General features: G+C 64.4%; 21 protein-coding genes. 3 read left to right on the top strand and 18 right to left on the bottom strand.

The features are described from left to right. Positions 1-105 precede the first annotated feature (105 nt). Together OH705_RS07540 and OH705_RS07535 are read right to left on the bottom strand one after the other, a co-directional pair. Positions 106-1,068, bottom strand: a complete 963-nt coding sequence (locus OH705_RS07540; RefSeq protein ID WP_267301674.1) for a FecR family protein — start codon at positions 1,066-1,068, stop codon at positions 106-108. A 17-nt stretch (positions 1,069-1,085) separates the two neighbouring features. After that, positions 1,086-1,574 carry an RNA polymerase sigma factor gene (locus OH705_RS07535; protein ID WP_038706762.1) on the bottom strand — a complete coding sequence of 163 codons (489 nt, stop codon included), beginning with the start codon at positions 1,572-1,574 and terminating at the stop codon, positions 1,086-1,088. A 653-nt stretch (positions 1,575-2,227) separates the two neighbouring features. On the opposite strand from OH705_RS07535, the gene OH705_RS07530 reads away from it, so the two are divergent. Then, complete coding sequence (locus tag OH705_RS07530) at positions 2,228-3,391, top strand: type III PLP-dependent enzyme (protein WP_025337787.1); 1,164 nt, start codon at positions 2,228-2,230, stop codon at positions 3,389-3,391. A 114-nt stretch (positions 3,392-3,505) separates the two neighbouring features. On the opposite strand, the gene OH705_RS07525 is transcribed toward OH705_RS07530, so the two are convergent. Further along, positions 3,506-4,255 carry a tetratricopeptide repeat protein gene (locus tag OH705_RS07525; RefSeq protein WP_267301671.1) on the bottom strand — a complete coding sequence of 250 codons (750 nt, stop codon included), beginning with the start codon at positions 4,253-4,255 and terminating at the stop codon, positions 3,506-3,508. Positions 4,256-4,258: 3 nt separating this feature from the next. Continuing rightward, positions 4,259-4,939 carry a Fe2+-dependent dioxygenase gene (locus OH705_RS07520; protein WP_267301670.1) on the bottom strand — a complete coding sequence of 227 codons (681 nt, stop codon included), beginning with the start codon at positions 4,937-4,939 and terminating at the stop codon, positions 4,259-4,261. Between the two features lie 231 nt (positions 4,940-5,170). Here OH705_RS07520 and OH705_RS07515 point away from each other — a divergent pair, with 231 nt between their 5' ends. Both OH705_RS07515 and OH705_RS07510 read left to right on the top strand, forming a co-directional pair. Beyond that, a complete protein-coding gene (locus OH705_RS07515) occupies positions 5,171-7,450 on the top strand; it encodes a TonB-dependent receptor (protein WP_267301668.1) in 2,280 nt (759 codons plus the stop codon). A 102-nt stretch (positions 7,451-7,552) separates the two neighbouring features. After that, a complete protein-coding gene (locus tag OH705_RS07510) occupies positions 7,553-10,108 on the top strand; it encodes a sulfite reductase flavoprotein subunit alpha (protein ID WP_267301667.1) in 2,556 nt (851 codons plus the stop codon). 56 nt (positions 10,109-10,164) lie between these two features. Here the strand turns inward: OH705_RS07510 and OH705_RS07505 are convergent, their stop codons facing one another. The 14 genes from OH705_RS07505 to hscA all read right to left on the bottom strand — a co-directional run bounded on the left by OH705_RS07505 (position 10,165) and on the right by hscA (position 24,024). Further along, positions 10,165-10,956: an amidohydrolase gene (locus OH705_RS07505; RefSeq protein WP_046854260.1), complete on the bottom strand. Its 792-nt coding sequence runs from the start codon at positions 10,954-10,956 to the stop codon at positions 10,165-10,167. Further along, positions 10,944-12,092, bottom strand: coding sequence for a pyridoxal phosphate-dependent aminotransferase (locus OH705_RS07500; RefSeq protein ID WP_023630728.1), 1,149 nt, complete (start codon positions 12,090-12,092; stop codon positions 10,944-10,946). The genes OH705_RS07505 and OH705_RS07500 overlap by 13 nt, the downstream gene beginning before the upstream one ends. A 200-nt stretch (positions 12,093-12,292) precedes the next feature. Further along, on the bottom strand, positions 12,293-13,756 hold the full coding sequence (der, locus tag OH705_RS07495) for a ribosome biogenesis GTPase Der (protein ID WP_023630727.1): 1,464 nt from the start codon (positions 13,754-13,756) through the stop codon (positions 12,293-12,295). A 117-nt stretch (positions 13,757-13,873) separates the two neighbouring features. After that, a complete protein-coding gene (gene bamB / locus OH705_RS07490) occupies positions 13,874-15,043 on the bottom strand; it encodes an outer membrane protein assembly factor BamB (protein WP_094011722.1) in 1,170 nt (389 codons plus the stop codon). Then, positions 15,018-15,659 carry a tetratricopeptide repeat protein gene (locus OH705_RS07485; protein ID WP_038706767.1) on the bottom strand — a complete coding sequence of 214 codons (642 nt, stop codon included), beginning with the start codon at positions 15,657-15,659 and terminating at the stop codon, positions 15,018-15,020. Before OH705_RS07485 ends, bamB begins: the two co-directional genes overlap by 26 nt. Before the next feature lie 38 nt (positions 15,660-15,697). Next, positions 15,698-16,984, bottom strand: coding sequence for a histidine--tRNA ligase (gene hisS / locus OH705_RS07480; protein ID WP_038706768.1), 1,287 nt, complete (start codon positions 16,982-16,984; stop codon positions 15,698-15,700). Between the two features lie 24 nt (positions 16,985-17,008). Next, positions 17,009-18,118: a flavodoxin-dependent (E)-4-hydroxy-3-methylbut-2-enyl-diphosphate synthase gene (ispG, locus tag OH705_RS07475; RefSeq protein WP_023630055.1), complete on the bottom strand. Its 1,110-nt coding sequence runs from the start codon at positions 18,116-18,118 to the stop codon at positions 17,009-17,011. Between the two features lie 3 nt (positions 18,119-18,121). After that, entirely contained in the window at positions 18,122-19,147 is a 1,026-nt protein-coding gene (locus tag OH705_RS07470; RefSeq protein ID WP_267301663.1) for a RodZ domain-containing protein, read from the bottom strand. Then, positions 19,144-19,905, bottom strand: coding sequence for a type IV pilus biogenesis/stability protein PilW (pilW, locus tag OH705_RS07465; RefSeq protein ID WP_267301662.1), 762 nt, complete (start codon positions 19,903-19,905; stop codon positions 19,144-19,146). Before pilW ends, OH705_RS07470 begins: the two co-directional genes overlap by 4 nt. A 14-nt stretch (positions 19,906-19,919) precedes the next feature. Continuing rightward, the gene (gene rlmN, locus OH705_RS07460; RefSeq protein ID WP_267301661.1) at positions 19,920-21,062 is read right to left on the bottom strand and encodes a 23S rRNA (adenine(2503)-C(2))-methyltransferase RlmN; all 1,143 of its coding nucleotides are present in this window, start codon (positions 21,060-21,062) and stop codon (positions 19,920-19,922) included. A gap of 28 nt (positions 21,063-21,090) precedes the next feature. Beyond that, on the bottom strand, positions 21,091-21,516 hold the full coding sequence (gene ndk, locus OH705_RS07455) for a nucleoside-diphosphate kinase (RefSeq protein ID WP_023630072.1): 426 nt from the start codon (positions 21,514-21,516) through the stop codon (positions 21,091-21,093). Between the two features lie 89 nt (positions 21,517-21,605). Beyond that, positions 21,606-21,806, bottom strand: coding sequence for a Fe-S cluster assembly protein IscX (iscX, locus tag OH705_RS07450; protein ID WP_110699949.1), 201 nt, complete (start codon positions 21,804-21,806; stop codon positions 21,606-21,608). Positions 21,807-21,816: 10 nt separating this feature from the next. After that, the gene (fdx, locus tag OH705_RS07445; protein WP_046854253.1) at positions 21,817-22,158 is read right to left on the bottom strand and encodes an ISC system 2Fe-2S type ferredoxin; all 342 of its coding nucleotides are present in this window, start codon (positions 22,156-22,158) and stop codon (positions 21,817-21,819) included. A gap of 3 nt (positions 22,159-22,161) precedes the next feature. Further along, positions 22,162-24,024, bottom strand: coding sequence for a Fe-S protein assembly chaperone HscA (gene hscA / locus OH705_RS07440; protein WP_038706771.1), 1,863 nt, complete (start codon positions 24,022-24,024; stop codon positions 22,162-22,164). Positions 24,025-24,062: the final 38 nt, after the last annotated feature.

Below are 24,062 nucleotides of genomic sequence, written 5' to 3'. Positions count from 1 at the left end.
TTCGATGGGTCCTGAGAGTCGGGATAAACGCCAACCGCACGCAAATGGAAATGCTTGGCAGTTGCAGCTGGCGGGGAAGACGAACGAACGGAAAAAAACCTGAATCTATTTCAGAACAATTTCGCTGGAGCCGTCCGCAAGGGTCTTCACCCGCACCGGCAGGATGCTCGGCAAGGCCCGCAACAGGGCGTCCGGGTCGTCAGTGCTGAAGGTGCTCGACAGGCGCAGCGCGGCGGCCTTGCCGGGCGCCACATGCAGTGGCCGGGCACGGTAGCGCGAGACTTCCGCCACGACATCGCTCAGCGGCGCGTTGTCGAATACCAGCTTGCCCTGGCGCCAGGCGGTCACCGCGTTGGCATCGATGGCATAGGGCGCGGCGACCTTGCCCTGCGCATCGATATGCGAACCCTGGCCGGCACCGAGCAGCGCCAGCGACTCGGCCGCCCCCTGTACCTTCACCGAACCTTGCTCCACCGTCACGCGGGTGCTGTTCGGATCCTGGCGTACATCGAAGCGGGTGCCGGTGACGGTGACATCGCCCTGGGCAGTGCTCACCACGAAGGGACGATCGCTGTCATGGGCGACGATGAACATCGCCTCGCCCGCGCCCAGGCGCACATGGCGCTGCCCCGCAGAGAACATCACCTGCACCTGGGTGGCACTGTTGAGCTCCAGCCGTGAACCGTCCGGCAGTTCGACCTGACGCCGCTCGCCCAGGGCCGTAGTCAACGTGTCCTTATGGTTGCGCTGTTGATACTGCCAACCTGTCCAGCCCAGCCCCAGCGCGACCACCGCCACGCCGGCCGCCAATGCCTGGCGCAGCAGGCGGCGGCGCGGCAACTGACGTACCGGCTCGGGCTGGCACAGCGCCTCGAGGCGTTGCCGAGGGATGAAGTCGGCGGCGCGCCACAGTTGCGCCACGCGCTCGTACTCTTGCCGATTTGAGGGGTGCTGCGCCAGCCACGCCTGCAACGCCGCCTGCACGGCATTGTCGTGCGGCGCGTCCTGGGCGCGGGCGAACCAGCTGGCCGCCTGCTCGCCCACGGGATCGGGCGCGTGCTGTTTCATCGAAGGGGTCTCCTGACTCATCTGGCCGACACATCCAGGTGCTCACGCAGATGTCGGAGCGTGCGGATCATATACTTTTCGACCATGTTCTTGGTCAAACCCATGCGCTCGGCAATTTCGGCCTGGGTCAGGCCTTCGAGCTTCTGCCAGATGAACACCCTGCGGCAATTCAGCGGCAGCTCGGCCAGCGCACGCTCGACGCTGTCGGCCAGTTCCAGGGCATGTACATACGCTTCCGGGTCGTCCCCTGCGGCCATGCCCCCTGCGAAGGTCTCAAGCTCCAGGGCCTGGCGCCGGTCCTCGCGGCGAAAGCCGTCGACGGCGATGTTACGGGCGGTCTGGTGCAGATAGGCGCGTGGCTGTTCGACCTGCTCGCGCGGGTTTTCCAGCACCCGCACAAAAGCATCGTGGGTGAGGTCCTCGGCCTGCTGTCGACTGCGCAGTTTGCGCGTCCAGGTGCCGATCAGCTCTTGGTAATGGTCGAGGAAGCCTTTGGGTCCGGACACGGTCGGGGTCGTCAGGGAGGCAGATGAGGTCGCGAATAGTAATGTTTCTCATCAAGGACGGCAATCGACATGTCCCTTGCACGACCAATGGCCACGACGGGCTCTGCGTAACAAAAAATTTATGGCTAATTTTGCGGTAAAAACCGGGCTGAGCATGTGGCCATAAATTTGAACACTCCGTAACCATTCGCCGCTCTGCCTCAAACCCCGACAAACGGTCACCCAGGGTTTCCTCCGCCCTTTCGCAGCGAAACCAGAGCCATCATGCAAAGAATGAAGCTGTCAGCCGATCGCGGCCAGATCGCCACCTATTCCACAATTTTTTACGCTGGTGGCCTTTTCAGGAACCTACCGGGCGCACATCAGTCGGTTATCACAACGGCAGCTCCGCGACAGGCGACGAGCACCCCGGGATTGCCTGTTGATATTGCCGTTTTCACGTCCTAAAGTGCGCGCCGAACGTCCATGCTGGAAACGATCCATCCGGCTCAAGTACTGACGACGAGACAGCAAGGTCATCCGCCTTTTCCGGCACGACTGACCTTTTTGCTTTCGGCGACATGCCTTGGGAAGTAGGCGAACCAAAGTGGGGATACGGAGGACGTTCAGTTGCTGCCACTTATCTTTTCAGTTTGCCCATGGAGCCCCTGAGCATGTCGATCCAGGTCGAAGACTACTTTGCGCGTGACACCTTCCAGAAAATGAAGGCGTTCGCCGACAAGCAGGAAACCCCGTTCGTTCTCATCGATACCCAGATGATCAGCCAAGCCTATGATGACCTGCGCGCCGGGTTCGAATTCGCCAAGGTCTACTACGCGGTCAAGGCCAACCCTGCGGTCGAGATCATCGACCTGCTGAAGGAAAAGGGCTCGAGCTTCGACATCGCCTCGATCTATGAACTGGACAAGGTGCTCGGCCGCGGCGTCAGCGCGGACCGTATCAGCTACGGCAACACCATCAAGAAGTCCAAGGACATCCGCTATTTCTACGAGAAAGGCGTGCGCCTGTACGCCACCGACTCCGAGGCCGACCTGCGCAACATCGCCAAGGCCGCGCCGGGCTCGAAAGTCTATGTGCGTATTCTCACCGAAGGCTCCACCACCGCCGACTGGCCACTGTCGCGCAAGTTCGGCTGCCAGACCGACATGGCCATGGACCTGCTGATCCTCGCCCGCGACCTGGGCCTGGTGCCTTACGGCATCTCCTTCCACGTCGGCTCGCAACAGCGCGACATCAGCGTGTGGGACGCGGCCATCGCCAAGGTCAAGGTGATTTTCGAGCGCCTGAAGGAAGAAGACGGCATCGAGCTGAAGCTGATCAACATGGGCGGCGGCTTCCCGGCCAACTACATCACCCGCACCAACAGCCTCGAGACCTACGCCGAAGAGATCATCCGCTTCCTCAAGGAAGACTTCGGCGACGACCTGCCGGAAATCATCCTCGAGCCTGGCCGTTCGCTGATCGCCAACGCCGGCATCCTGGTCAGTGAAGTGGTGCTGGTGGCACGCAAGTCGCGCACTGCCGTCGAGCGCTGGATCTACACCGACGTGGGCAAGTTCTCCGGCCTGATCGAAACCATGGACGAGGCGATCAAGTTCCCGATCTGGACCGAGAAGAAAGGCGAGGCCGAGGAAGTGGTGATCGCCGGCCCGACCTGCGACAGCGCCGACATCATGTACGAGAACTACAAGTATGGCCTGCCGCTGAACCTGGCCATCGGCGACCGCCTGTACTGGCTGTCCACCGGTGCCTACACCACCAGCTACAGCGCGGTGGAGTTCAACGGTTTCCCGCCGCTGAAGGCTTACTACCTGTAATGCACAACGGGGCCGCAAGGCCCCGTTTTCAATTCTATCGCGGGACAAGCCCACGCCCGTCGTGAATACCCGTGGAAGCGGGCTTGCCCCACGATATGACCGGAACAGACATACTCAAGTACCACGCTGTTCGATCTCTTCGGCATAACGCGCCGCAAAAGCCATCAAGACCGGCCCCGCCCCCTGCAACGTCACCAGCGCACTGCGCAGGAAATTCAGGTTGCCCTCGACCCTGGCCCGGTCCAGCCAAGGCCCGGCCTCGCCTATCTGCCCCCGCTCGACCAGCACCAGCGCCAGGCTGAACATCCCGCGGAAATCCCCCGCCTCGGCAGAACGCCGGTACCAGCGCATGGCCCGCACCGGGCTCGCGGCGGTGGCAATGCCCTGCTCCAGATACCGCCCATACAGGTTCATCGACTTGGCATGCCCCAACTGCGCGGCTTTCTCGTAGCACATCAACGCCTGGGACTGGTTGGCCGCCACCCCACGACCGGTGGCCAACAGGTTGGCCAGGTTGTACATCCCCCAGTCCAGCCCGGCGTCGGCCGCCCGGGCATAGTGAATGGCTGCCTGGGCGAGATCCACCTCGCCCCCCCAGCCGTGCTCGAGGCAACGGCCAAGCATGTTGTGGGCCATGGCGCTGCCGCCCTGGGCGGCAATGGCGAACCAACGGCGGGCCACGGTGGCATCCTCTTCGATACCGCGCCCATCGAGCAGGATCTGCCCGAGCAACAGCTGCGCCTCGACCGCCCCCTGCCCCGCCGCCGTGAGGATCGCCTGCGCGGCCTGCCCCGGGCTGTGCTCGAGCATCGCCTTCAGCCCGGCGACATCCACCACTTCCTCACGGCGCAATTGATAAGACACGGCTCAGACCTCGGCCCAGCGGCGCAGCAGGTTGTGGTAGGTGCCCGTCAGTTGCAGCAGCGACGGGTGCTCCGGCACATCGGCGCCGAGCTGGCGGATGGCATTGTCCATCTCGAACAGCAAGGTGCGCTGGCTGTCCTCGCGCACCAGGCTCTGGGTCCAGAAGAACGCCGCATAGCGCGCCCCGCGGGTGACCGGGTTGACCTTGTGCAGGCTGGTGCCGGGGTACAGCACCAGGTCACCGGCGGCCAGCTTGACCTGGCGCACGCCGTAGGTGTCCTGGATCACCAGTTCGCCGCCGTCGTAGCTGTCCGGGTCGCTGAGAAACAGCGTCGAGGACAGGTCGGTACGCACGCGCTCCGGGCTGCCCTTGGGCTGGCGCAGGGCATTGTCGATATGGAAGTCGAAGCTGCCGCCCTCGCGATAGCAGTTGATCAGCGGCGGGTACACCTTGTGCGGCAGCGCCGCGGACATGAACAACGGGTTGCGCCACAGCCGCTCGATCAACGCACTGCCGATTTCCTTGGCCAGCGCATGGCCCTCGGGCAACTGCAGGTTGTGCTTGGCCTTGGCCGACTGGTATCCGGCGGTGATCTTGCCATCGGCCCAGTCGGCCTGCTCCAGGGCCTCGCGAACGCGCAGGATTTCGTCGGCCTCGAACAGGCCTGGGATGTGAAGCAGCATGGCGACGGCACCGAGAGCGATAGGGGCGTCAATGATATTGATTACCTTTTACTCACCACAAGCCCCTTTCACCCCCCTTTCACCAGGGCAAGACGCACGAGACCGTTAAAACCGTAAGGCCAAATTGTAAAGAATGTAAATTCCCGGCGAATGGTAACGCTTCTCAATTGTTCCTTACATTCGCTTACATTAACATCCGCGGCCTTCATACCTTGGGGAAGGTCTACAACAATGCGTCACGTGCCATCTGCTGTGAGTTCACCACGTCTGCTCGCCTCCGCCATCGGCATGGCGATCACCGCCACCTCGGCCTATGCCGCCGACCCGGCCGCCAGCAACGCCATCACCCTCGACGCCACCAGCGTCAATGGCAAGGCCGAACAGGCAAGCACCGAGTACAGGGTCGACAAGGCCTCGTCGCAGAAGTACACCGCGCCATTGGTGGACACGCCGCGCTCGATCACGGTAATTCCCCAGCAGGTGATCAAGGACACCAACGCCATGTCCCTGCAGGACGCCCTGCGCACTGTGCCCGGGATCACTTTCGGCGCCGGCGAAGGCGGCAACCCGCAGGGCGATCGCCCCTTCATCCGCGGCTTCGACGCCCAGGGCGACACCTACCTGGACGGCGTGCGTGACACCGGCGCCCAGACCCGCGAAATCTTCGCCATCGAGTCTGTCGAAGTGGCCAAGGGGCCGAACTCCGCCATTGGTGGCCGCGGTGCAGCCGGCGGCACCATCAACCTGGTGAGCAAGCGCGCGCACCTGGGCAACTCGCTGGACGGCGCCTGGACCTGGGGCAGCGACCAGACCCAGCGTTACACCTTCGACGGCAACTACCAGTTCAGCGACAGCGTCGCCGGGCGCCTGAACCTGATGACCCACGAGAGCAACGTCGCCGGCCGCGACAAGGTCAACTACGACCGCTGGGGCATCGCCCCGTCGCTGGCGTTCGGCCTGGGCACGCCGACCCGCGTCAATCTCGACTACTACCACCTGGAAAGCGACGACCTGCCGGATTCGGGCATCCCCTACAGCGTGCCACGGGCTGGCAGCACCGCACGCACCTCTGCCCATCCGGACAAACCGGTGGACGGCGGCGACAGCGACAACTTCTACGGCTTGACCGGCCGCGACTTCCGCAAGACCCGTGTCGATATCGCGACCTTCGCCATCGAGCACGACCTGTCCGACACGCTGACCATCAAGAACACCCTGCGCCACGGCAACAGCATGCAGGACTATGTGCTGACCCAGCCTGACGACAGCGCCGGCAACGTCAACAACAACGGCGTCTGGCGTCGCGCCAACACCCGTGTGGGCAACACCGCCACCACCACCAACCAGACCGACCTGTTCGGCGAGTTCTACCTGGGCGGCCTGAAGAACAGCTTCTCCACCGGCGTCGAGTTCACCAAGGAAGAGTCCGACCGCCAGAGCTACACTGTCACTCCCAACAGCAAGCTCACCTGCACCGGGCCGGGCAGCGGCGGCAGCTGCACCTCGCTGGACAACCCGAACCCGGACGATGCCTGGGTCGGCACCGTCGCGCGCAATTACGCCGGCACCAAGACCAGCAGCAAGACCCGCGCACTCTACGTGTTCGACACCCTGGAGCTGACCCCGCAGTGGCTGCTCAACATGGGCCTGCGCTATGACCACTTCGACACCGACTACCGTGGCTACAATGCCGACGGCAGCACCGCGGTGAGCGCCAAGGGCGTGCCCGCCAAGGGCCAGGACACCAGCGAGTTCATCACCGGCCAGCTGGGCCTGGTGTGGAAGCCAGCCGACAACGGCAGCATCTATGTGTCCTATGCCACCTCGGCCACGCCGCCTGGCGCCATGCTCGGCGAAGGTACCGAAGGCAACCCGCTGGGCAACACCACCGACCGCTCCGGCAACCTGCTGGGCAGTGACATGGAGCCGGAAGAAACCACCAACTACGAGCTCGGCACCAAGTGGGACCTGCTCGACCAGCGCCTGTCCCTGGCAGCGGCGCTGTTCCGCACCGAGAAGGAAAACGCCCGGGTCCAGGTCAACACCAACACCTACGAGAACGTCGGTGAAACCCGCGTGCAAGGCATCGAGCTGTCGGCCAGCGGCAAGCTGACCGACAAGTGGCAGGTGTTCGCCGGCTACACCTACATGCAGGCCCGCCAGATCGACGGTGGCCCGCTGGGCAAGGCCAACGACGGCAACCAGCTGCCCAACACGCCGAACAACAGCGCCAGCCTGTGGACCACCTACCAGCTGACGCCCAGGTTGACAGTCGGTGGCGGCGCCTTCTATGTCGACGACGTCTACGGCAGCGTGGCCAACACCACCATGGTCGACAGCTACGTGCGCTACGACGCCATGGCGGCCTACAAGCTGACCAAGAACATCGACCTGCAGTTGAACGTGCAGAACCTCACCAACGAGGTCTACTACGACAAGGCGTTCTCCACCCACTTCGCCAACCAGGCAGCGGGACGAACGGCATTGCTGACCACCAGCGTCCACTTCTAAAAGCCGCACCCCAGGCCCCGTTCAATAGATTGAACGGGGCTTTTGCGTATCAAGGCATAATGCACGCCGCGCAGTTGCTGGCGGCAAGACAAGGTGATCGATGTGGTGAAGAAGACGCTGTTCCAATTGCACTGGTTGCTTGGCATCACCGCCGGCCTGGTTCTGGCGCTGATGGGCATCACCGGCGCGATCTGGTCATTCCAGGAAGAACTGCTGCGCGCGTTCAACGCCGAGGTGCTCAAGGTCGAGGTACGCCAGGAAGGCGTGCTGCCGCCGGCCGAGCTGGTGCGTCGGGTCGAGGCCGCGCAAGGCGACCAGGTCTCCATGCTCTGGGTCGATACCCGCGACGGCAACGCGGCGCGGATCTTCTTCACCCCGGCCCCCGGCGAGCGCCGTGGCGCGCTGCGCTACGCCGACCCATACACCGGCGAGCTCAAGGGTGAAGTCGCAGGCCTTGGCTTTTTCAACCTCATGCTCAACCTGCACCGGTTCCTGGCCATGGGCGACACCGGCCGGCAGATCACCGGCGCCTGCACCCTGATGCTGATCTTCTTCTGCCTCTCCGGGCTGTACCTGCGCTGGCCGCGCAAGGCCCTGAACTGGCGGACCTGGCTGACCCTCGACTGGGCAAAGAAAGGCCGCGCCTTCAACTGGGACCTGCACGCGGTGTTCGGCACTTGGTGCTTGCTGTTCTACCTGGTGTTCGCCCTGACCGGGCTGTTCTGGTCCTACGAGTGGTACCGCGCGGGCCTCAACCGCCTGCTGGCCGACCAGCCTGCTGCGGGCGAGCAGAAACGCGGCGAAGGCCGTGGCGGTCGTCATGGCCCGCCCAAAGTGGACAAGAACGCCCCGCCACGGGTGGTGGACTATGACGCCATCTGGGCCAACCTCAAGGCAGCTGCAGGCCCGGACCTGGCCACCTACAACCTGCGCCTGCCACCGGCCGGCGGCCAGCCCGCGACACTGTTCTACCTGCTGCGGGGCGCCGAGCACGAGCGGGCCTTCAACACCCTGACCCTCGACCCGGCCAGCGGTCAGGTCAAGCGTCACGAACGCTATGCCGACAAGTCGTTCAAGGCGCAACTGCTGCAAAGCGTCTATGCCCTGCACGTCGGCGAGTACTTCGGCCTGCCCGGGCGCATCATCGTCACCCTCGCCAGCCTGACCATGCCGCTGTTCTTCGTCACCGGCTGGTTGCTGTACCTAGACCGCCGCCGCAAGAAACGCCAGGTACGCGCCGCCCGTGGCGCGGTGGGTGATCAGGGCAACGCCGGCGACAGCTGGCTGATCGGTTTCGCCAGCCAGAGCGGTTTCGCCGAACAGCTGGCCTGGCAGAGCGCCGGCCAGCTACAAGCTGCCGGCTTGCCGGTGCAGGTCCGTCCGCTGGCCGAGCTGGGCGAAGCCCAATTACGCAATGCCAACCGCGCACTGTTCGTGGTCAGCACTTTCGGCGACGGTGAAGCCCCGGACAGTGCCCGCGGCTTCGAGCGCAAGGTCCTCGGCCAGCCGTGGGCGCTGGAGCACCTGGACTACGCCCTGCTCGCCCTGGGTGACCGCCAGTACCCGCACTTCTGCGGCTTCGCCCGCCGCCTCCAGGCCTGGCTCGGCGAGCGCGGCGCCACCTGCGCCTTCAGCCCGGTGGAAGTGGACAATGCCGACCCTGCCGCGCTTGCGCTGTGGCAACAGGAACTGACGCAACTGACCGGCACTCTTCCGGTCGCTGCCTGGCAACCACCGAGCTTCGGCAACTGGCGCCTGCTGCGCCGTGAACTGCTCAACCCGGGCAGCCAGGGCGCGCCGGTCTACCTGCTGGGCCTGCAGGCGCAAATGCCCGCAACCTGGGAAGCAGGCGACCTGATCGAGATCCTGCCGCGCAATGGCCAGCCCCGTGTCGATGCCTTCCTGGCAGGCCTGGGCCTCGACCCTCGTTGCCCGGTGCAACTCGACGGCCTGCAGGAAAGCCTGGCGCAGGCCCTGGCCAGCCGCCAGCTACCGGTCGGCCGCGAACACCTGGTGGGCCTGCATGCCCAGGCGCTGGTCGATGCCCTGATCCCGCTGGCCGCCCGCGAATACTCGATTGCATCCATCGCCAGCGACGGCGCGCTGGAGCTGATCGTGCGCCAGGAGCGTCACACCGATGGCAGCCTGGGCCTGGGTTCCGGCTGGCTGACCGAGTACCTGCCACTCGATGGCAGCGTCAGCGCACGCCTGCGTCGCAACAGCGGCTTCCACCTGCCCGGCGAATCGGTCCCCCTGGTGCTGATCGGTAACGGCACCGGCCTGGCTGGCCTGCGCAGCCTGCTCAAGGCGCGCATCGCGGCGGGCGAGCAGCGCAACTGGCTGCTGTTCGGTGAGCGAAACCAGGCGCACGACCTGCTGTGCGGTGAGGAACTGCAAGGCTGGGTGGCAAGCGGCGACCTGCAACGGCTGGACCTGGCTTTCTCACGGGACCAGGCAGAGAAGATCTACGTGCAGGACGTGCTGTTGCAGCAGGCCGCCGAGTTCAAGCGCTGGGTCGATGACGGTGCTTGCGTGTATGTCTGCGGCAGTTTGCACGGCATGGCTGCCGGCGTTGATGCAGCGCTGCAGGGCATGCTTGGTGAGGTGCGGGTGCAGCAGCTGATCGAGGATGGGCGCTATCGGCGGGATGTGTACTGACTGAATAAAGCATCAGGGCAAGTCGGGGCGCCGTCCCGACTTGCCCTGCGATGGGGTCAATGCAATTCGAAGGTATCGGCATCCATGTTGGCCGGGAACCGCGCCCGATACGCGGCCAGCTCCGCCGCCCGCAGCACCACGGTGAACACCCCGTCGGCCTCGCCCGCGCTGAGCAGGCTCTCACCCTGGAAGTCCAGCACCTGGCTGTCGCCGGAGTAGGCGAAGCCCTTGCCATCGGTGCCGACCCGGTTCACCGCTGCCACGAAGCACAGGTTCTCGATGCCCCGTGCCGGCAGCAGCCGGTTCCAGTGCAGGCGCCGCGCCGCCGGCCAGTTGGCGGTGTACAGCAGCAGGTCGGTGTCCTGGGCATCGCGGCTCCACACCGGGAAACGCAGGTCGTAGCAGATCAGCGGGCGAATCCGCCAGCCCTTGAGCTCGAACTGCACCTGGCGCTCGCCCGGGGTGTAGTGCTTGTGCTCACCGGCCATGCGGAACAGGTGGCGCTTGTCGTAGTGCAGGATCTCGCCATCGGGCCGCGCCCACAGCAGCCGGTTGCGATGGCTGCCGTCGGCGGCCTGGATGATCACGCTGCCGGTGATCACGGCGTTGGCTTTCTTCGCCTGGGCCTTGAGCCATTTGTAGGTCGGGCCGTTTTCCGGCTCGGCCAGGCTTTCGGACTCCATCGAAAACCCGGTGGTGAACATTTCCGGCAGGACCACCAGGTCCACCTCACCGGCCTGGGTGATCAGTTCCTCGAAGTGCGCGTAGTTCGCCTCGCGGTCGTGCCAGGCCAGGGTGGTCTGCACCAGGGCGATTTTCAGGTTCGGCAGTTGGCTCAAATCGCGCATAGTCTTTCCGCTGCCTGGCGCAGCGTCTCCTCGCGTTTGGCAAAGCACAGGCGTACCAGGCGTTGCTCGGGGATGGGTTGCTGGTAGAACACCGACACCGGGATGCTAGCCACGCCATGCTCACGGGTCAGCCACAGCGCCATGTCGACATCGTTCAGGTCGGGGCGAATCTGCGAATAGTCCACCAGTTGGAAATAGGTGCCCGGGGTGCGGGTGAAGGTGAAACGCGAGGCCTGCAGTAAATCGCAGAACAGGTCGCGCTTGGCCTGGTAGAAGGCCGGCAGTTCGTCGATGTGCTCAGGGTGCTCGGCCATGAAGTCGGCCAACGCGCACTGCAAGGGCGTGACGCCGCAGAAGTTGACGTACTGGTGCACCTTGCGCAATTCGGCGCTGAGGGCCGGTGGCGCGACCACGTAGCCGGTTTTCCAGCCGGTGACATGGTAGGTCTTGCCGAACGAGCTGATGACGAAGGCTTTGCTGTACAACTGCGCGTGGGCCAGCACGCTGGCGTGGCGCACACCGTCGTAGATCAGGTGCTCGTAGACTTCGTCGCTGACCAGGTAGATATCGCGGTTGCCGATCAACGCGGCCAGCTGGTCCAGGTCGTCGCGGTTGATCAACGCGCCGCTGGGGTTGTGCGGCGAATTGAGGATGACCATGCGCGTGCGCGGGCTCAACGCATCGCTGAACTTCTGCCAGTCGATGCTGAAGCTGCCGTCGCGCAGCGGCACATGCACGCAGCGGCCACCGGCCAGTTCCACCGACGGCTCGTAGCTGTCGTAGCTGGGGTCGAAGACGATCACCTCGTCACCGGGGTGGATCACCGCCTGGATCGCGCAGAAGATCGCCTCGGTGGCGCCGGGGGTGATGGTCACTTCCTGGTCGGCATCCACTGCCACGCCATACAGCCGGGCGATCTTGGCCGCAACCTGCTGGCGCAGGGCTGGCAGGCCAGTCATCGGCGAATACTGGTTATGCCCGGCGGCCACGTGGCGGCCAACGGCATCGAGCAGGGCCTGGGGGCCGTTGAAGTCAGGGAAGCCCTGAGACAGATTGAGCGCACCGGTCTGCATGGCCAGTTGCGACATGGTGGTGAAGATGGTCGTGCCGACGTTCGGCAGTTTGCTGCGGATCATGGAGCCCTCTTTCCTGGGGTTTGTCCGGCACGGGGGTGGATCCGAGCATAGCGGAACGAGCGGTCAGGAAAAAGGTTGAAACAATAGGGGGATTGCGGTGGATCAAAGAGCCCTATCGCCGGCAAGCCGGCTCCCACAGGTATTGTGGCTTGTGCTTACGCTGTGGGAGCCGGCTAGCCGGCGATGAAGCCAGCACGGAATCAGCGCTTGTCGCGGCGCTTCTTCTCGGCCTTCTTGTGGTGCGACATCAGGCGGCGCTTCTTGTTGACCTGGCGATCGGTGAGGGTGTTCTTCTTGCCCTCGAACGGGTTGTCACCACCCTTGTACTCGATACGGATCGGCGTGCCGACCAGCTTGAGCACCCGGCGGTAGGTGTTCTCCAGGTAACGCGAGTAGGAGTTGGGGATCTTGTCGGTCTGGTTGCCGTGGATCACGATCAGCGGCGGGTTGGCGCCACCGAGGTGAGCATAGCGCAGCTTGATGCGGCGGCCGTTGACCAACGGCGGCTGGTGCACGCTGATGGCGTCTTCGAGGATCTGCGTGAGGCGGCTGGTCGGCCAGCGGGTGACCGCCGACTTGAACGCGGCCTGCACCGACTTGTACAGATGGCCCACGCCGGTGCCGTGCAGCGCCGAGATGAAGTGGATGTCGGCGAAGTCGACGAAGAACAGCCGGCGCTCCAGCTCAGTCTTCACGTAGTCGCGCTCGCCCGGCTCCATGCCGTCCCACTTGTTCAGGGCGATGACCACGGCGCGGCCGGCGTCGAGGGCGAAGCCCAGCAGGTTGAGGTCGTGGTCGACCACGCCTTCGCGGGCGTCCATGACGAAGATCACCACGTTGGCGTCCTTGATCGCCTGCAGGGTCTTCACCACCGAGAACTTTTCGACTTCCTCGTGGATCTTGCCGCGCTTGCGCACACCGGCGGTGTCGATGAAGGTGTACTTCTCGCCATCACGCTCGAACGGAATGTAGATACTGTCGCGGGTGGTGCCCGGCTGGTCGTACACCACTACGCGCTCTTCGCCGAGCATGCGGTTGACCAGGGTCGACTTGCCAACGTTGGGGCGGCCGATGATGGCGATCTTGATACCGTCTTTCTCGCTCGGGCCGGGGATGCGCGTGGCTTCTTCGCCTTCGGCGACATCCTCGTCGAGGGCTTCTTCCTCGGGATCACGGGGAATATGGCCGAGCAGAGACTCCATCAGGGCGTTGATGCCGCGGCCCTGGGAGCCCGCCACCGGGATGGCGTTGCCCATGCCCAGCGGCGAGAACTCGGCGCGGGCGATATCGGGATCGATGTTGTCGATCTTGTTGGCGACCAGGATCGCTTCCTTGTTCCGCTTGCGCAGGTGATCGGCGATCATCTGGTCGGCGGCGGTCATGCCGGCCCGGGCATCAACCAGGAACAGCACGTAGTCGGCTTCCTCGATGGCCATCAGCGACTGCTCGGCCATCTTCTCGTCCATGCCCACCTCGTCACCGGTGATACCGCCGGTGTCGATCAGGATGTAGGAACGACCCTGCCAGCTGGCATCACCATACTGGCGGTCACGGGTCAGGCCCGACAGGTCACCGACGATGGCATCGCGGGTCTTGGTCAGGCGGTTGAACATGGTGGATTTGCCGACGTTGGGGCGGCCCACCAGGGCGATTACGGGAACCATGCGGCTCTCCACTCTTGAATTCTTGAAAATGCAAAGGCCGCTGCAAGGCAGCGGCCGGAGTTCGGGCGGCGTTTCCTACGCCGCAACCTGAGCCCGCGAACGGGCCCAAGCATAGCTTCAGCGGATGGTCAGTGCCTCGAGTTTGCCGCTGTTGCCGAAGACATAGATGGTGTCGCCGACCACCAGTGGGCGGGCGCGCAGGCCATCGCTGTCGATACGCTCACGGCCGACGAAACGGCCATCGACCTGGCTGAGCAGGTGCAGGTAACCCTCGAAGTCACCGACGGCCACATAGCTGGAGAAAACTTCCGGCGCCGACAGCTGACGGCGGGCCATGGAGTCGTTGCTCCACAGCGAGCTGGAAGAACGCTCGTCGACGCTCTGCACGGTGCCCGACGCTTCGCTGACATAGACGTTGCCGAAGCCCTGGGCGACACCCACGTAGCTGGAGGCATCGCGCTGCCACAGCACGCGGCCGCTTTCCAGGTCCAGGCCGGCGACGCGGCCCTGGTAGGTGCTGACGTACAGGGTGCCACCGGACAGCAGCAGGCCGCCGTCGATGTCTACCACGCGGTCCAGCTCGGAACGGCCCTGCGGCACAGCCACGCGGCTTTCCCACACTGGCACGCCGTTGCTGATGTCGACCGCCACCACCTTGCCGGTGGACAGGCCGGCAACGGCCAGGCGGTTGGTCACCACCGGCGCACCGGTACCGCGCAGGGTCAGTACGGCCGGGCTGTTCTCGTAGATCCAGCGACGGTCACCCGTGGCGGCGTCGAAGCCGACCAGGCGGTCGTCCTGGGTCTGCACCACCACCACGTCACCATTGTTGGCGGGCGGTGCCAGCACTTCGCTGGAGACGCGCGAGCGCCAGCGCTCCTCGCCGGTGCTGGAGTCCAGGGCAATGACCTCGCCCTTCAGGGTACCCAGCATGACCAGGCCATAGCCCACGCCCACGGCGCCGGAAACCGGCAGCTCGAGGTCCTTCTTCCACACCACGTCACCGGTGATGCGGTTCAGCGCGAAGACTTCGCCGTTGACGTCGGAAGCGTAGATGCGGTCGTTCTCGATGGCCGGCACCAGGGTGTTGTAGGTCTCACCCTGGCCGTCACCGATCGAACGGCTCCACTGCTTCTTCAGTACCACTTCCTCGGTGAACTTGGTCAGCTCGGCCGGGGGCAGTTCCTTCTTGCTGTTGCTGCTGCAACCCGCCGCCAGGACGGCGAGGGTGAGCACTGCTGCTTGTTTCCAACCCTTCACTTCAGGCGTCCCCTTTGGCCAGGTCATCCAGCTTCAGTTGCAGGCCACCGATCGCGGCGTCGTCGGACAGCGCGGCCTTGGCTTTTTCGTAGGCGCCGTGCGCGTCGTCGGCGCGGCCCAGCTGCACCAGCAGGTCGCCCTTGAGTTCTTCACGGCTGGCCAGGAAGGCCTTGTCGGTGTCGCCGTCGAGCAGCTTGAGGGCGTCCTCGGCCTTGTCCTGGGCCGCGAGCACGCGGGCCAGGCGCTGGCGCGAAATCTCGCTCAGGGTGGCGTCGGCCGGCTTGTCCATCACGCTCTTGAGTTCGCTCGCCGCGTCGTCCAGCTTGCCGCTCTCGACCGCCACCTTGGCGACGAACAGGCTGCCGTACTGGGCGTAGGCAGTGCCGCCGAACTCGCTCTTGAGCTTGCCGGAAAGCTCCGCCACCTTGCTCGCGTCAGGCTTGCCATCCGGCGTCAGCGAGGTTTCCAGCAGGGCCTGGTACAGCGCCGAAGCGCCTTGGGACTGGTTGGCCTGGTACTTGTGCCAGGTCTGCCAGCCCATCACCACCACACCGGCCAGCAGGGCGCCGGTCAGCAGTGGCTTGCCGTTGCGGTTCCACCAGTCCTTGGCCGCTGCCAGGCCTTCATCATCGGTACTCGACACCCCAATACTCCTATTCGCCTATTCGTTGTCGGACCGCATCACGCCTGGGCGATCGCGGTTTCCAGGTGCGCAGCAAGCGCATCCCAGGCAATGTTCTGTTGTTCGCCCTGGCCACGCAGGGGCTTCACGCCAATCTCTTGCTTGGCCAGCTCGTCGTCGCCGAGGATCAGGGCGAACAGCGCGCCGCTCTTGTCGGCCTTCTTGAACTGGTTCTTGAAGTTGCCGCCACCGGCGTTGACCGCCAGGCGCAGGTTCGGCAGACGATCACGCAGTTGCTCGCTGATCTTCAGGCCGGCAAGCTCGGCCTGCTCACCAAAGGCGCACAGGTAGACGTCGATGGTACGGCTGATCGACTCAGGCACCTGGCCGAGGGTTTCGATCAGCAGCAGCAGGCGCTCGATACCCATGGCAAAGCCAACGCCAGCGGTCGGCTTGCCGCCCATCTGCTCGACCAGGCCGTCGTAACGCCCGCCGGCGCAGACCGTGCCCTGGGCACCGAGCTTGTCGGTGACCCACTCGAACACGGTCTTGCTGTAGTAGTCCAGGCCGCGTACCAGCTTGGTATTGATCACGAACGGGATGCCAGCAGCGTCCAGACGGGCCTTCACACCCTCGAAATGCACGCGGGACTCTTCGTCCAGGTACTCTTCGAGCTTCGGCGCGCCCACCAGGGCGGCCTGGGTGCCTGCGTTCTTGCTGTCGAGGATACGCAGCGGATTGCTCTTCAGGCGGCGCTGGCTGTCTTCGTCCAGCTGATCAATGCGCTGGGACAGGAACTCCACCAGTGCATCGCGATAACGCCCGCGGGCTTCGCTGGTGCCAAGGCTGTTGAGCTCCAGGGTCACTGCGTCCTGGATACCCAGCAACGCCCAGAGGCGCCAGGTGAGCATGATCAGTTCGGCGTCGATATCCGGGCCGGCCAGGTTGAACACCTCGACACCGATCTGGTGGAACTGCCGGTAGCGTCCCAGTTGCGGGCGCTCGTGGCGGAACATCGGGCCCACGTACCAGAGCTTCTGCACCTGGCCATTACCGATGATGCCGTGTTCGAGCACTGCGCGCACGCAAGCGGCGGTGCCTTCCGGGCGCAAGGTAAGCGAGTCCTTGTTATCCTGGAAGGTGTACATCTCCTTCTCGACGATATCGGTGACTTCACCGATCGAGCGCTTGAACAGCTCGGTGAACTCGACAATCGGCGTGCGGATCTGGCTGTAGCCGTAGCTGTCCAGCAAGCCAGCCACGGTGCCCTCGAAGTAGCGCCACAGCGGCGACTGGTCGGGCAGGATGTCGTTCATGCCACGGATGGCTTGCAGCGATTTGCTCACGAATAGTCCTTACGAATCTGTGTCTCAGCCGCGGGCGATCAGCGCCGCGTCGGCCTCGGCCTTCTCGGCCGCTTTCTGGCGAATGAGCTTTTCCAGCTCGTCGACCAGGTTGTCGTTGTTCAGCTTCTGCGATGGCTTGCCGTCGATGTACACCAGGTTCGGCGTGCCGCCGGTCAAGCCCACGTGCGATTCCTTGGCTTCGCCCGGGCCGTTGACCACGCAACCGATCACCGCCACGTCCAGCGGCACCAGCAGGTCCTCCAGGCGCCCTTCCAGTTCGTTCATGGTCTTGACCACATCGAAGTTCTGCCGCGAGCAGCTCGGGCAGGCGATGAAGTTGATGCCACGAGAACGCAGGTGCAGCGACTTGAGGATGTCGTAGCCGACCTTCACTTCCTCGACCGGATCGGCGGCCAGGGAAATGCGGATGGTGTCACCGATGCCTTCGGCCAGCAGCATACCTAGGCCGACGGCGGATTTCACCGTCCCCGAGCGCAGGCCACCGGCTTCGGTGATGCCTAAGTGCAGCGGCTGGATGATCTGCCTGGCCAACAGGCGATAGGCTTCGACGGCCATGAACACGTCGGAGGCCTTGACGCTGACCTTGAAGTCCTGGAAGTCCAGGCGGTCGAGGTGCTCGACGTGACGCAGGGCCGATTCGACCAGCGCCGCCGGGGTCGGCTCGCCGTACTTCTTCTGCAGGTCCTTTTCCAGGGAGCCGGCGTTGACGCCGATGCGGATCGGGATACCACGGTCGCGGGCGGCATCGACCACGGCGCGCACACGGTCTTCACGGCCGATGTTGCCCGGGTTGATGCGCAGGCAGTCGACACCCAGCTCGGCCACGCGCAGAGCGATCTTGTAGTCGAAGTGAATGTCGGCGACCAGCGGCACGCTGACCAGTTTCTTGATTTTGCCGAAGGCTTCGGCTGCGTCCATGTCCGGCACCGAGACACGGACGATGTCCACGCCGGCATCGACCAGGCGCTGGATCTGCGCCACGGTGGCCGCGACATCGTTGGTGTCGGTGTTGGTCATGCTCTGCACCGCGATGGGCGCATCACCACCCACCGGCACATTGCCGACCCAGATCTTGCGGGATTCGCGACGTTTGATCGGAGATTCGCCGTGCATGAATTACTGTCCCAACTTCAGGCGAGCGGTTTCGCCACTGGTGAACGGGGCGACATCGACCGCCTGGCCGTTGTAGCTCACCTGGGCGCCGCGGGCGAAGCCCAGGCGCACCGCGAACGGTGGCTTGCCGGTCAGTTCCAGGCTGTCGCCCTTGCGCTTGATGGCGCTGAACAGCACCTTGCCGTTGCCGTCGGTGACCTGGGTCCAGCAATCGGCGGTGAATTGGATATGAACCTTGGCGCTGCCGGCCGGGGCCGGTGCGGCTTCAGCGGGCGCCGCTGGTGCGGTCGGAGCGGTGGACGCGACGGCGGCGGCAGGCACGGTGGGCGTGGCCACGGCAGGAGCGGCTGGCGCGACAACCGGTGCCACAGGCGCGGTGGCAGTCGGCGCGGCGCTGGTGGCTGGCGCAACGGAGACGACTGGCGCCTGGGCCTCAGCGACCGGCGCCTGCTCGGCACTGCTCGGTTCCAGCGGCAGGGCCTGGCCTTCGGCCTGCTGGCCCTCGCTCACGGCCTGGTCTTCCGGTTCGTCCAGCGGGTGAATCTGCGTGGTGCCGTCGGCGCTCTCGACCTCGACGTGCTCCAGGGCGATCTTGGCCAGGTCCTTGCCGCGCAGGCTGCTCTGGTCCTGCCACCAGAAGAAACCACCGCCGACCACGGCGACCAGCAGCAACAGGCTGACCACGCGCAGGATGTTGTGCGACAGGCGCACCGGCTCTTCGATGCGGCCGAGAGCATGCACCTCACTGCCTTTGGCGTGGGTCCCGGTGATCTGGTCGAAGGCCTCGACCAGGGGCGCCTGGTCCATGTCCATCAGCTTGGCATAGGCGCGGATGTAGCCACGGGCGAAGGTATGCCCGGGCAGCTTGTCGAAGGCGCCGTTTTCCAGGTTGTTCAGCGAAGATACCGTGAGGTTGAGCTTGCGAGCGACCTCAGCCTGGCTCCAATCGCGGTTTTCGCGGGCCTGGCGCAAGACGTCACCGGGGTTCTGGCGAGTCGCTGCTGCTACTTCAGTGTGCGCGGCTTTCATCGTTGCTCCGACAGGTATTGCTGATATTCCGGCGTACCGGGATAAAGTCGTTGTAATTGCTGGCCCAAGCGGGCTGCGGTGCCCTGCTCGTCAAGGGCAAGTGCCAGGCGATGGCCCAGCAGCAGGCTGCGGGCATTCTGGTCGCTCAGCTGGCTGAATCGATCGTAGTAATTCCGGGCCGGCACATAATGCCTGTTTTCGTAGGACAACTCAGCCATTTCGAGCAAAGCCTTCGGTTGCCGCTGATTGAGCCGAAGGGCCTTTTCCAGATATTCGCGGGCCTGAGCGCCCTGCCCGCGCTTCAAGGCGGTGAGCCCGAGGTTCTCGTAGACGCGCGAACGCTCAGGATACAGGGTATCGGCGGCAGCCTGGAGGAACATCGCGTGGGCTTCGTCGAAATGGCCCTGAGCATATAGGAAACCGCCGTAGTTGTTGCGGATTCGCGTGTCATCCGGGCGGATGGTCAGGGCTTTTTCGAAATGCTCGCCGGCCAGGGCGGGCTCATCCTCGGCCTGGAATACCAGGGCGAGCGCGGCATGGGCGTCGGCGTCACGGGCATCGAGGGCCAGGGCCTTGGCCAAGGGAACCTTGGCGCGTTCGGTCAAACCTTGTTGCAAATACCCTAGGCCCAACTGCACATAGGCCTGCCGGGCCGCTTCGCGCCCCTGGCGGTTGGCCAGGGGATCACCCGCGCCGCCGGACACACAGCCGGCCAGCAGCGAAAGCGTCAGGATCGACAGCGCGGTGCGCAGGCTCATGGGGCAGTGGCTCGTCAGGGGCGCACGGCGCTGTCTTGCGGCTCGTCGGCAGCCAGCTGACGTACGGCGATGTAGCGCTCGCTACGCCGGGTCCGGTCGTTGACCTGGCCCACCAGCTGACCGCACGCGGCGTCGATGTCGTCACCGCGGGTGGTGCGCGTGGTCACGTTGAAGCCGCCGTGGTGCAGCAGGTCCTGGAAGCGGCGGATCGCATTGTTGCTCGGCCGCTCGTATCCGGAGTGCGGGAACGGGTTGAAGGGGATCAGGTTGATCTTGCACGGCACATCACGCAGCAGCTCGATCATCTGCGCGGCGTGCTCGGGCTGGTCGTTGACGTCCTTGAGCAGGGTGTACTCGATGGTCAGCACGCGCTTGCCGCCGAGGGTGGACATATAGCCCATGCACGACTCCAGCAGCATCTTCAGCGGGTACTTCTTGTTGATCGGCACCAGCTTGTTACGCAGCTCGTCGTTCGGCGCGTGCAGCGACAGGGCCAGGGACACCTCGATGTGCTTGGCCAGCTCGTCGATCATCGGTACCACGCCCGAGGTGGACAGGGTCACGCGACGCTTGGAAATACCATAGCCCAGATCTTCCATCATGATCTTCATGGCGGCGATGACATTATCGAAATTCAGCAAGGGCTCGCCCATGCCCATCATGACCACGTTGGTAATCGCGCGGTCGATCTTGGCCGGGACGGTCCCGAAGGATTTGTTGGCAAGCCACACCTGGCCTATCACTTCGGCGGCGGTGAGGTTGCTGTTGAAGCCTTGCTTGCCGGTGGAGCAGAAACTGCAGTCCAGGGCGCAGCCGGCTTGCGACGACACGCAGAGGGTGCCGCGATCGTCGGTGGGGATGTAGACGGTCTCGACGCAGCTGCCAGAGGCAACGCGGACCACCCACTTGCGGGTACCGTCGGCGGAAATGTCTTCGCTGACCACTTCCGGGCCCCGAATCTCGGCAACGGCCTCGAGCTTTTCGCGCAAGACCTTGCCGACGTTCGTCATGGCGGCGAAATCATCGACGCCATAATGGTGAATCCATTTCATCACCTGACCGGCACGGAAGCGCTTCTCCCCGATTGAGTCGAAGAACTGTTCCATTTCCGCCAGGGTCAGCCCCAGCAGGTTGATCTTGTCAGTCGATGTCGTCATGGATTCACCCTCACTCGTAAGCCTTCGCTTAGCGAGTGGTTACCTCGGTAGCAGCGAAGAAGTAAGCGATTTCGCGAGCAGCGGCAGCTTCGGAGTCCGAACCGTGAACGGCGTTGGCGTCGATCGACTCGGCGAAGTCAGCACGAATGGTGCCGGCAGCAGCTTCTTTAGGGTTGGTGGCGCCCATCAGCTCACGGTTGGCCAGAATGGCGTTTTCGCCTTCCAGAACCTGCACAACAACAGGGCCCGAAGTCATGAAGGCAACCAGGTCACCGAAGAAGCCGCGCTCTTTGTGCTCAGCGTAGAAGCCTTCGGCTTCGGCTTTGGACAGCTGCTTCATTTTCGAAGCGACGACGCGCAGGCCGGCTTTCTCGAAGCGAGTGGTGATCTCGCCAATGACGTTCTTGGCAACTGCGTCAGGCTTGATGATGGAGAAAGTACGTTGAACAGCCATGGAAAACTCCAGAATATTGAGTGTTGCGAAAAATTAAACCCGCGAATTATACGCGGGTTCCAGGGGATTGCCTAACCTGCAGCGTGCGTTCAGTCGGCTTCGTCGATCCAGGCCGCCTGGATGGCTTCCAGCACTTTCTCGCCGCCGCGCGACGGATCGTCGCTGAACTCGGGCAGTGCCAGCACCCAGCGGTGCAGATCGACGAAATTCACATAACGAGGATCGACGTCCGGCTTGCTTTCCGCAAGCTGGATGGCGATCTCAAGTACATCAATCCATTTCAGGCTCATGCGTGATCCCTCAGTGCGGCGCTTCGGCGGCGTGGTTGAGCGAATACTTGGGGATCTCGATGGTCAGGTCTTCATCGCCCACCACCACCTGGCAACCCAGGCGCGACTGCGCCTCCAGGCCCCAGGCCTTGTCCAGCATGTCTTCCTCCAGCTCATCGGCCTCCTCGAGGGAGTCGAAGCCCTTGCGGATGATGCAATGGCAGGTGGTGCAGGCCTTGACGCCGCCGCAGGCGCTTTCCATCTCGATGTGATGGTCGTGGGCCAGCTCAAGGATATTGGTCCCGGACGGCACTTCCACGGTCAGCCCTTCGGGGCAGAACTTCTCATGCGGCAGGAATGTCACCAGCGGCATCGATTACTCCTCGATCTCATTCAGGTTGCGCCCGGCCAGTGCGGCTTTGACCGTCGAATCAAGGCGACGGGCGGCAAATGCATCGGTCACCTGCGACAGACGCTTGGTCTGTTGCTCGATGGCGGCGCCATCGGTGCCGCTCAGCAAATCACGTAGTTCCTGCATCTGGAATTCGATCGCTTCACGCTCGTCACTGCTGAGCAGGCGTTCGCCATCGGCGTCCAGGGCGCCCTGCACCGCTTCGAGCAGGCGCTCGGCGTCGACCTGGTGCTCGCGCAACTGGCGCGCGTGCTTGTCGGAGCCGGCATGCTCGAACGAATCCTTGAGCATGCGGGCGATCTCGCCGTCGGTCAGGCCATAGGATGGCTTGACCTGGATGCTCGATTCCACGCCCGAGCCCAGCTCGCGGGCCGCGACGCTGAGCAGGCCGTCGGCGTCGACCTGGAAGGTCACGCGGATCTTCGCCGCACCAGCCACCATCGCCGGGATGCCGCGCAGCTCGAAGCGTGCCAGCGAGCGGCAATCGCTGATCAGCTCGCGCTCACCCTGCAGGACGTGGATCATCATGGCCGACTGGCCATCCTTGTAAGTGGTGAACTCCTGGGCGCGGGCCACCGGGATGGTGGTGTTGCGCGGGATCACCTTCTCCATCAGCCCGCCCATGGTCTCGAGGCCGAGCGACAGCGGAATGACGTCCAGCAGCAACAGCTCGCCACCTTCGCGACGATTGCCGGCCAGGGTGTCGGCCTGGATCGCGGCTCCGATGGCCACCACCTGGTCGGGGTCGATCGAGGTCAGCGGGGTACGGCCAAACAGTGCGCCGACCGCCTCGCGCACGCGTGGCACTCGGGTCGAACCGCCGACCATGACCACCGCGCCGACTTCTTCGAGCTCGACGCCGCTGTCACGCACGGCACGACGGCAGGCCTTGAGGCTGCGGGCGACCAATGGCTCGATCATGGCGTCGAAAGCCGCCCGGCTCAGCTCGCCCTGCCAGGCGCCGTGGCTGACACCGACCACGTCGGCGTCGGTCAGGGCTTCCTTGGCTGCGCAGGCAGCCTGCAGCAGCTGGCGCTGGGTGGCTGGGTCGAGGTCGGATGACAGCCCCGCCTGCTCGATGATCCAGCCAGCGATGGCGTGGTCGAAGTCATCGCCGCCCAGGGCGGTATCGCCACCGGTGGCCAGCACCTCGAAGACACCGCCGGTCAGGCGCAGGATGGAAATATCGAAGGTACCGCCGCCCAGGTCGTAGATCGCCACCAGGCCTTCGGCATTCTGGTCCAGGCCATAGGCCACGGCCGCCGCGGTAGGCTCGTTGAGCAGGCGCAGGACGTTGAGGCCGGCCAGTTTGGCGGCATCCTTGGTTGCCTGGCGCTGGGCATCGTCGAAGTATGCCGGCACGGTGATCACCGCACCCACCAGTTCGCCGCCGAGGGTTTGCTCGGCGCGATGGCGCAGTACCTTGAGAATATCGGCCGACACTTCCACCGGGCTCTTCGGGCCCTGGACGGTGTCGATGAACGGCATGTGCGACTCGCCACCGACGAAGCGGTACGGCAGTTGCTCGCCCAATTGTTTGACGTCGGCCAGGCCGCGCCCCATCAGGCGCTTGACCGACAGGATGGTGTTCAGCGGGTCGCTGGAGGCGGCATCACGGGCAGCCTGGCCTACTTCGCTGCGGCCTTCGAGATAACGCACGGCCGAGGGCAGGATCACCTGGCCCTGGTCATCGGGCAGCGGCTCGCTGCGCCCGCTGCGCACGGCGGCGACGAGAGAGTTGGTGGTGCCCAGGTCGATGCCCACCGCCAGGCGGCGCTGGTGCGGTTGAGGGCTCTGACCGGGTTCGGCGATCTGCAGTAGGGCCATGCTTATCTGAGTACCTTAGGCGTCATCACGGGTGACGC

Source organism: Pseudomonas sp. BJa3, from assembly GCF_026343815.1.
Lineage (GTDB): Bacteria > Pseudomonadota > Gammaproteobacteria > Pseudomonadales > Pseudomonadaceae > Aquipseudomonas > Aquipseudomonas soli.
Note: the sequence above shows the minus strand (reverse complement) of the source record. Positions and strands in the feature narration are given on the sequence as shown.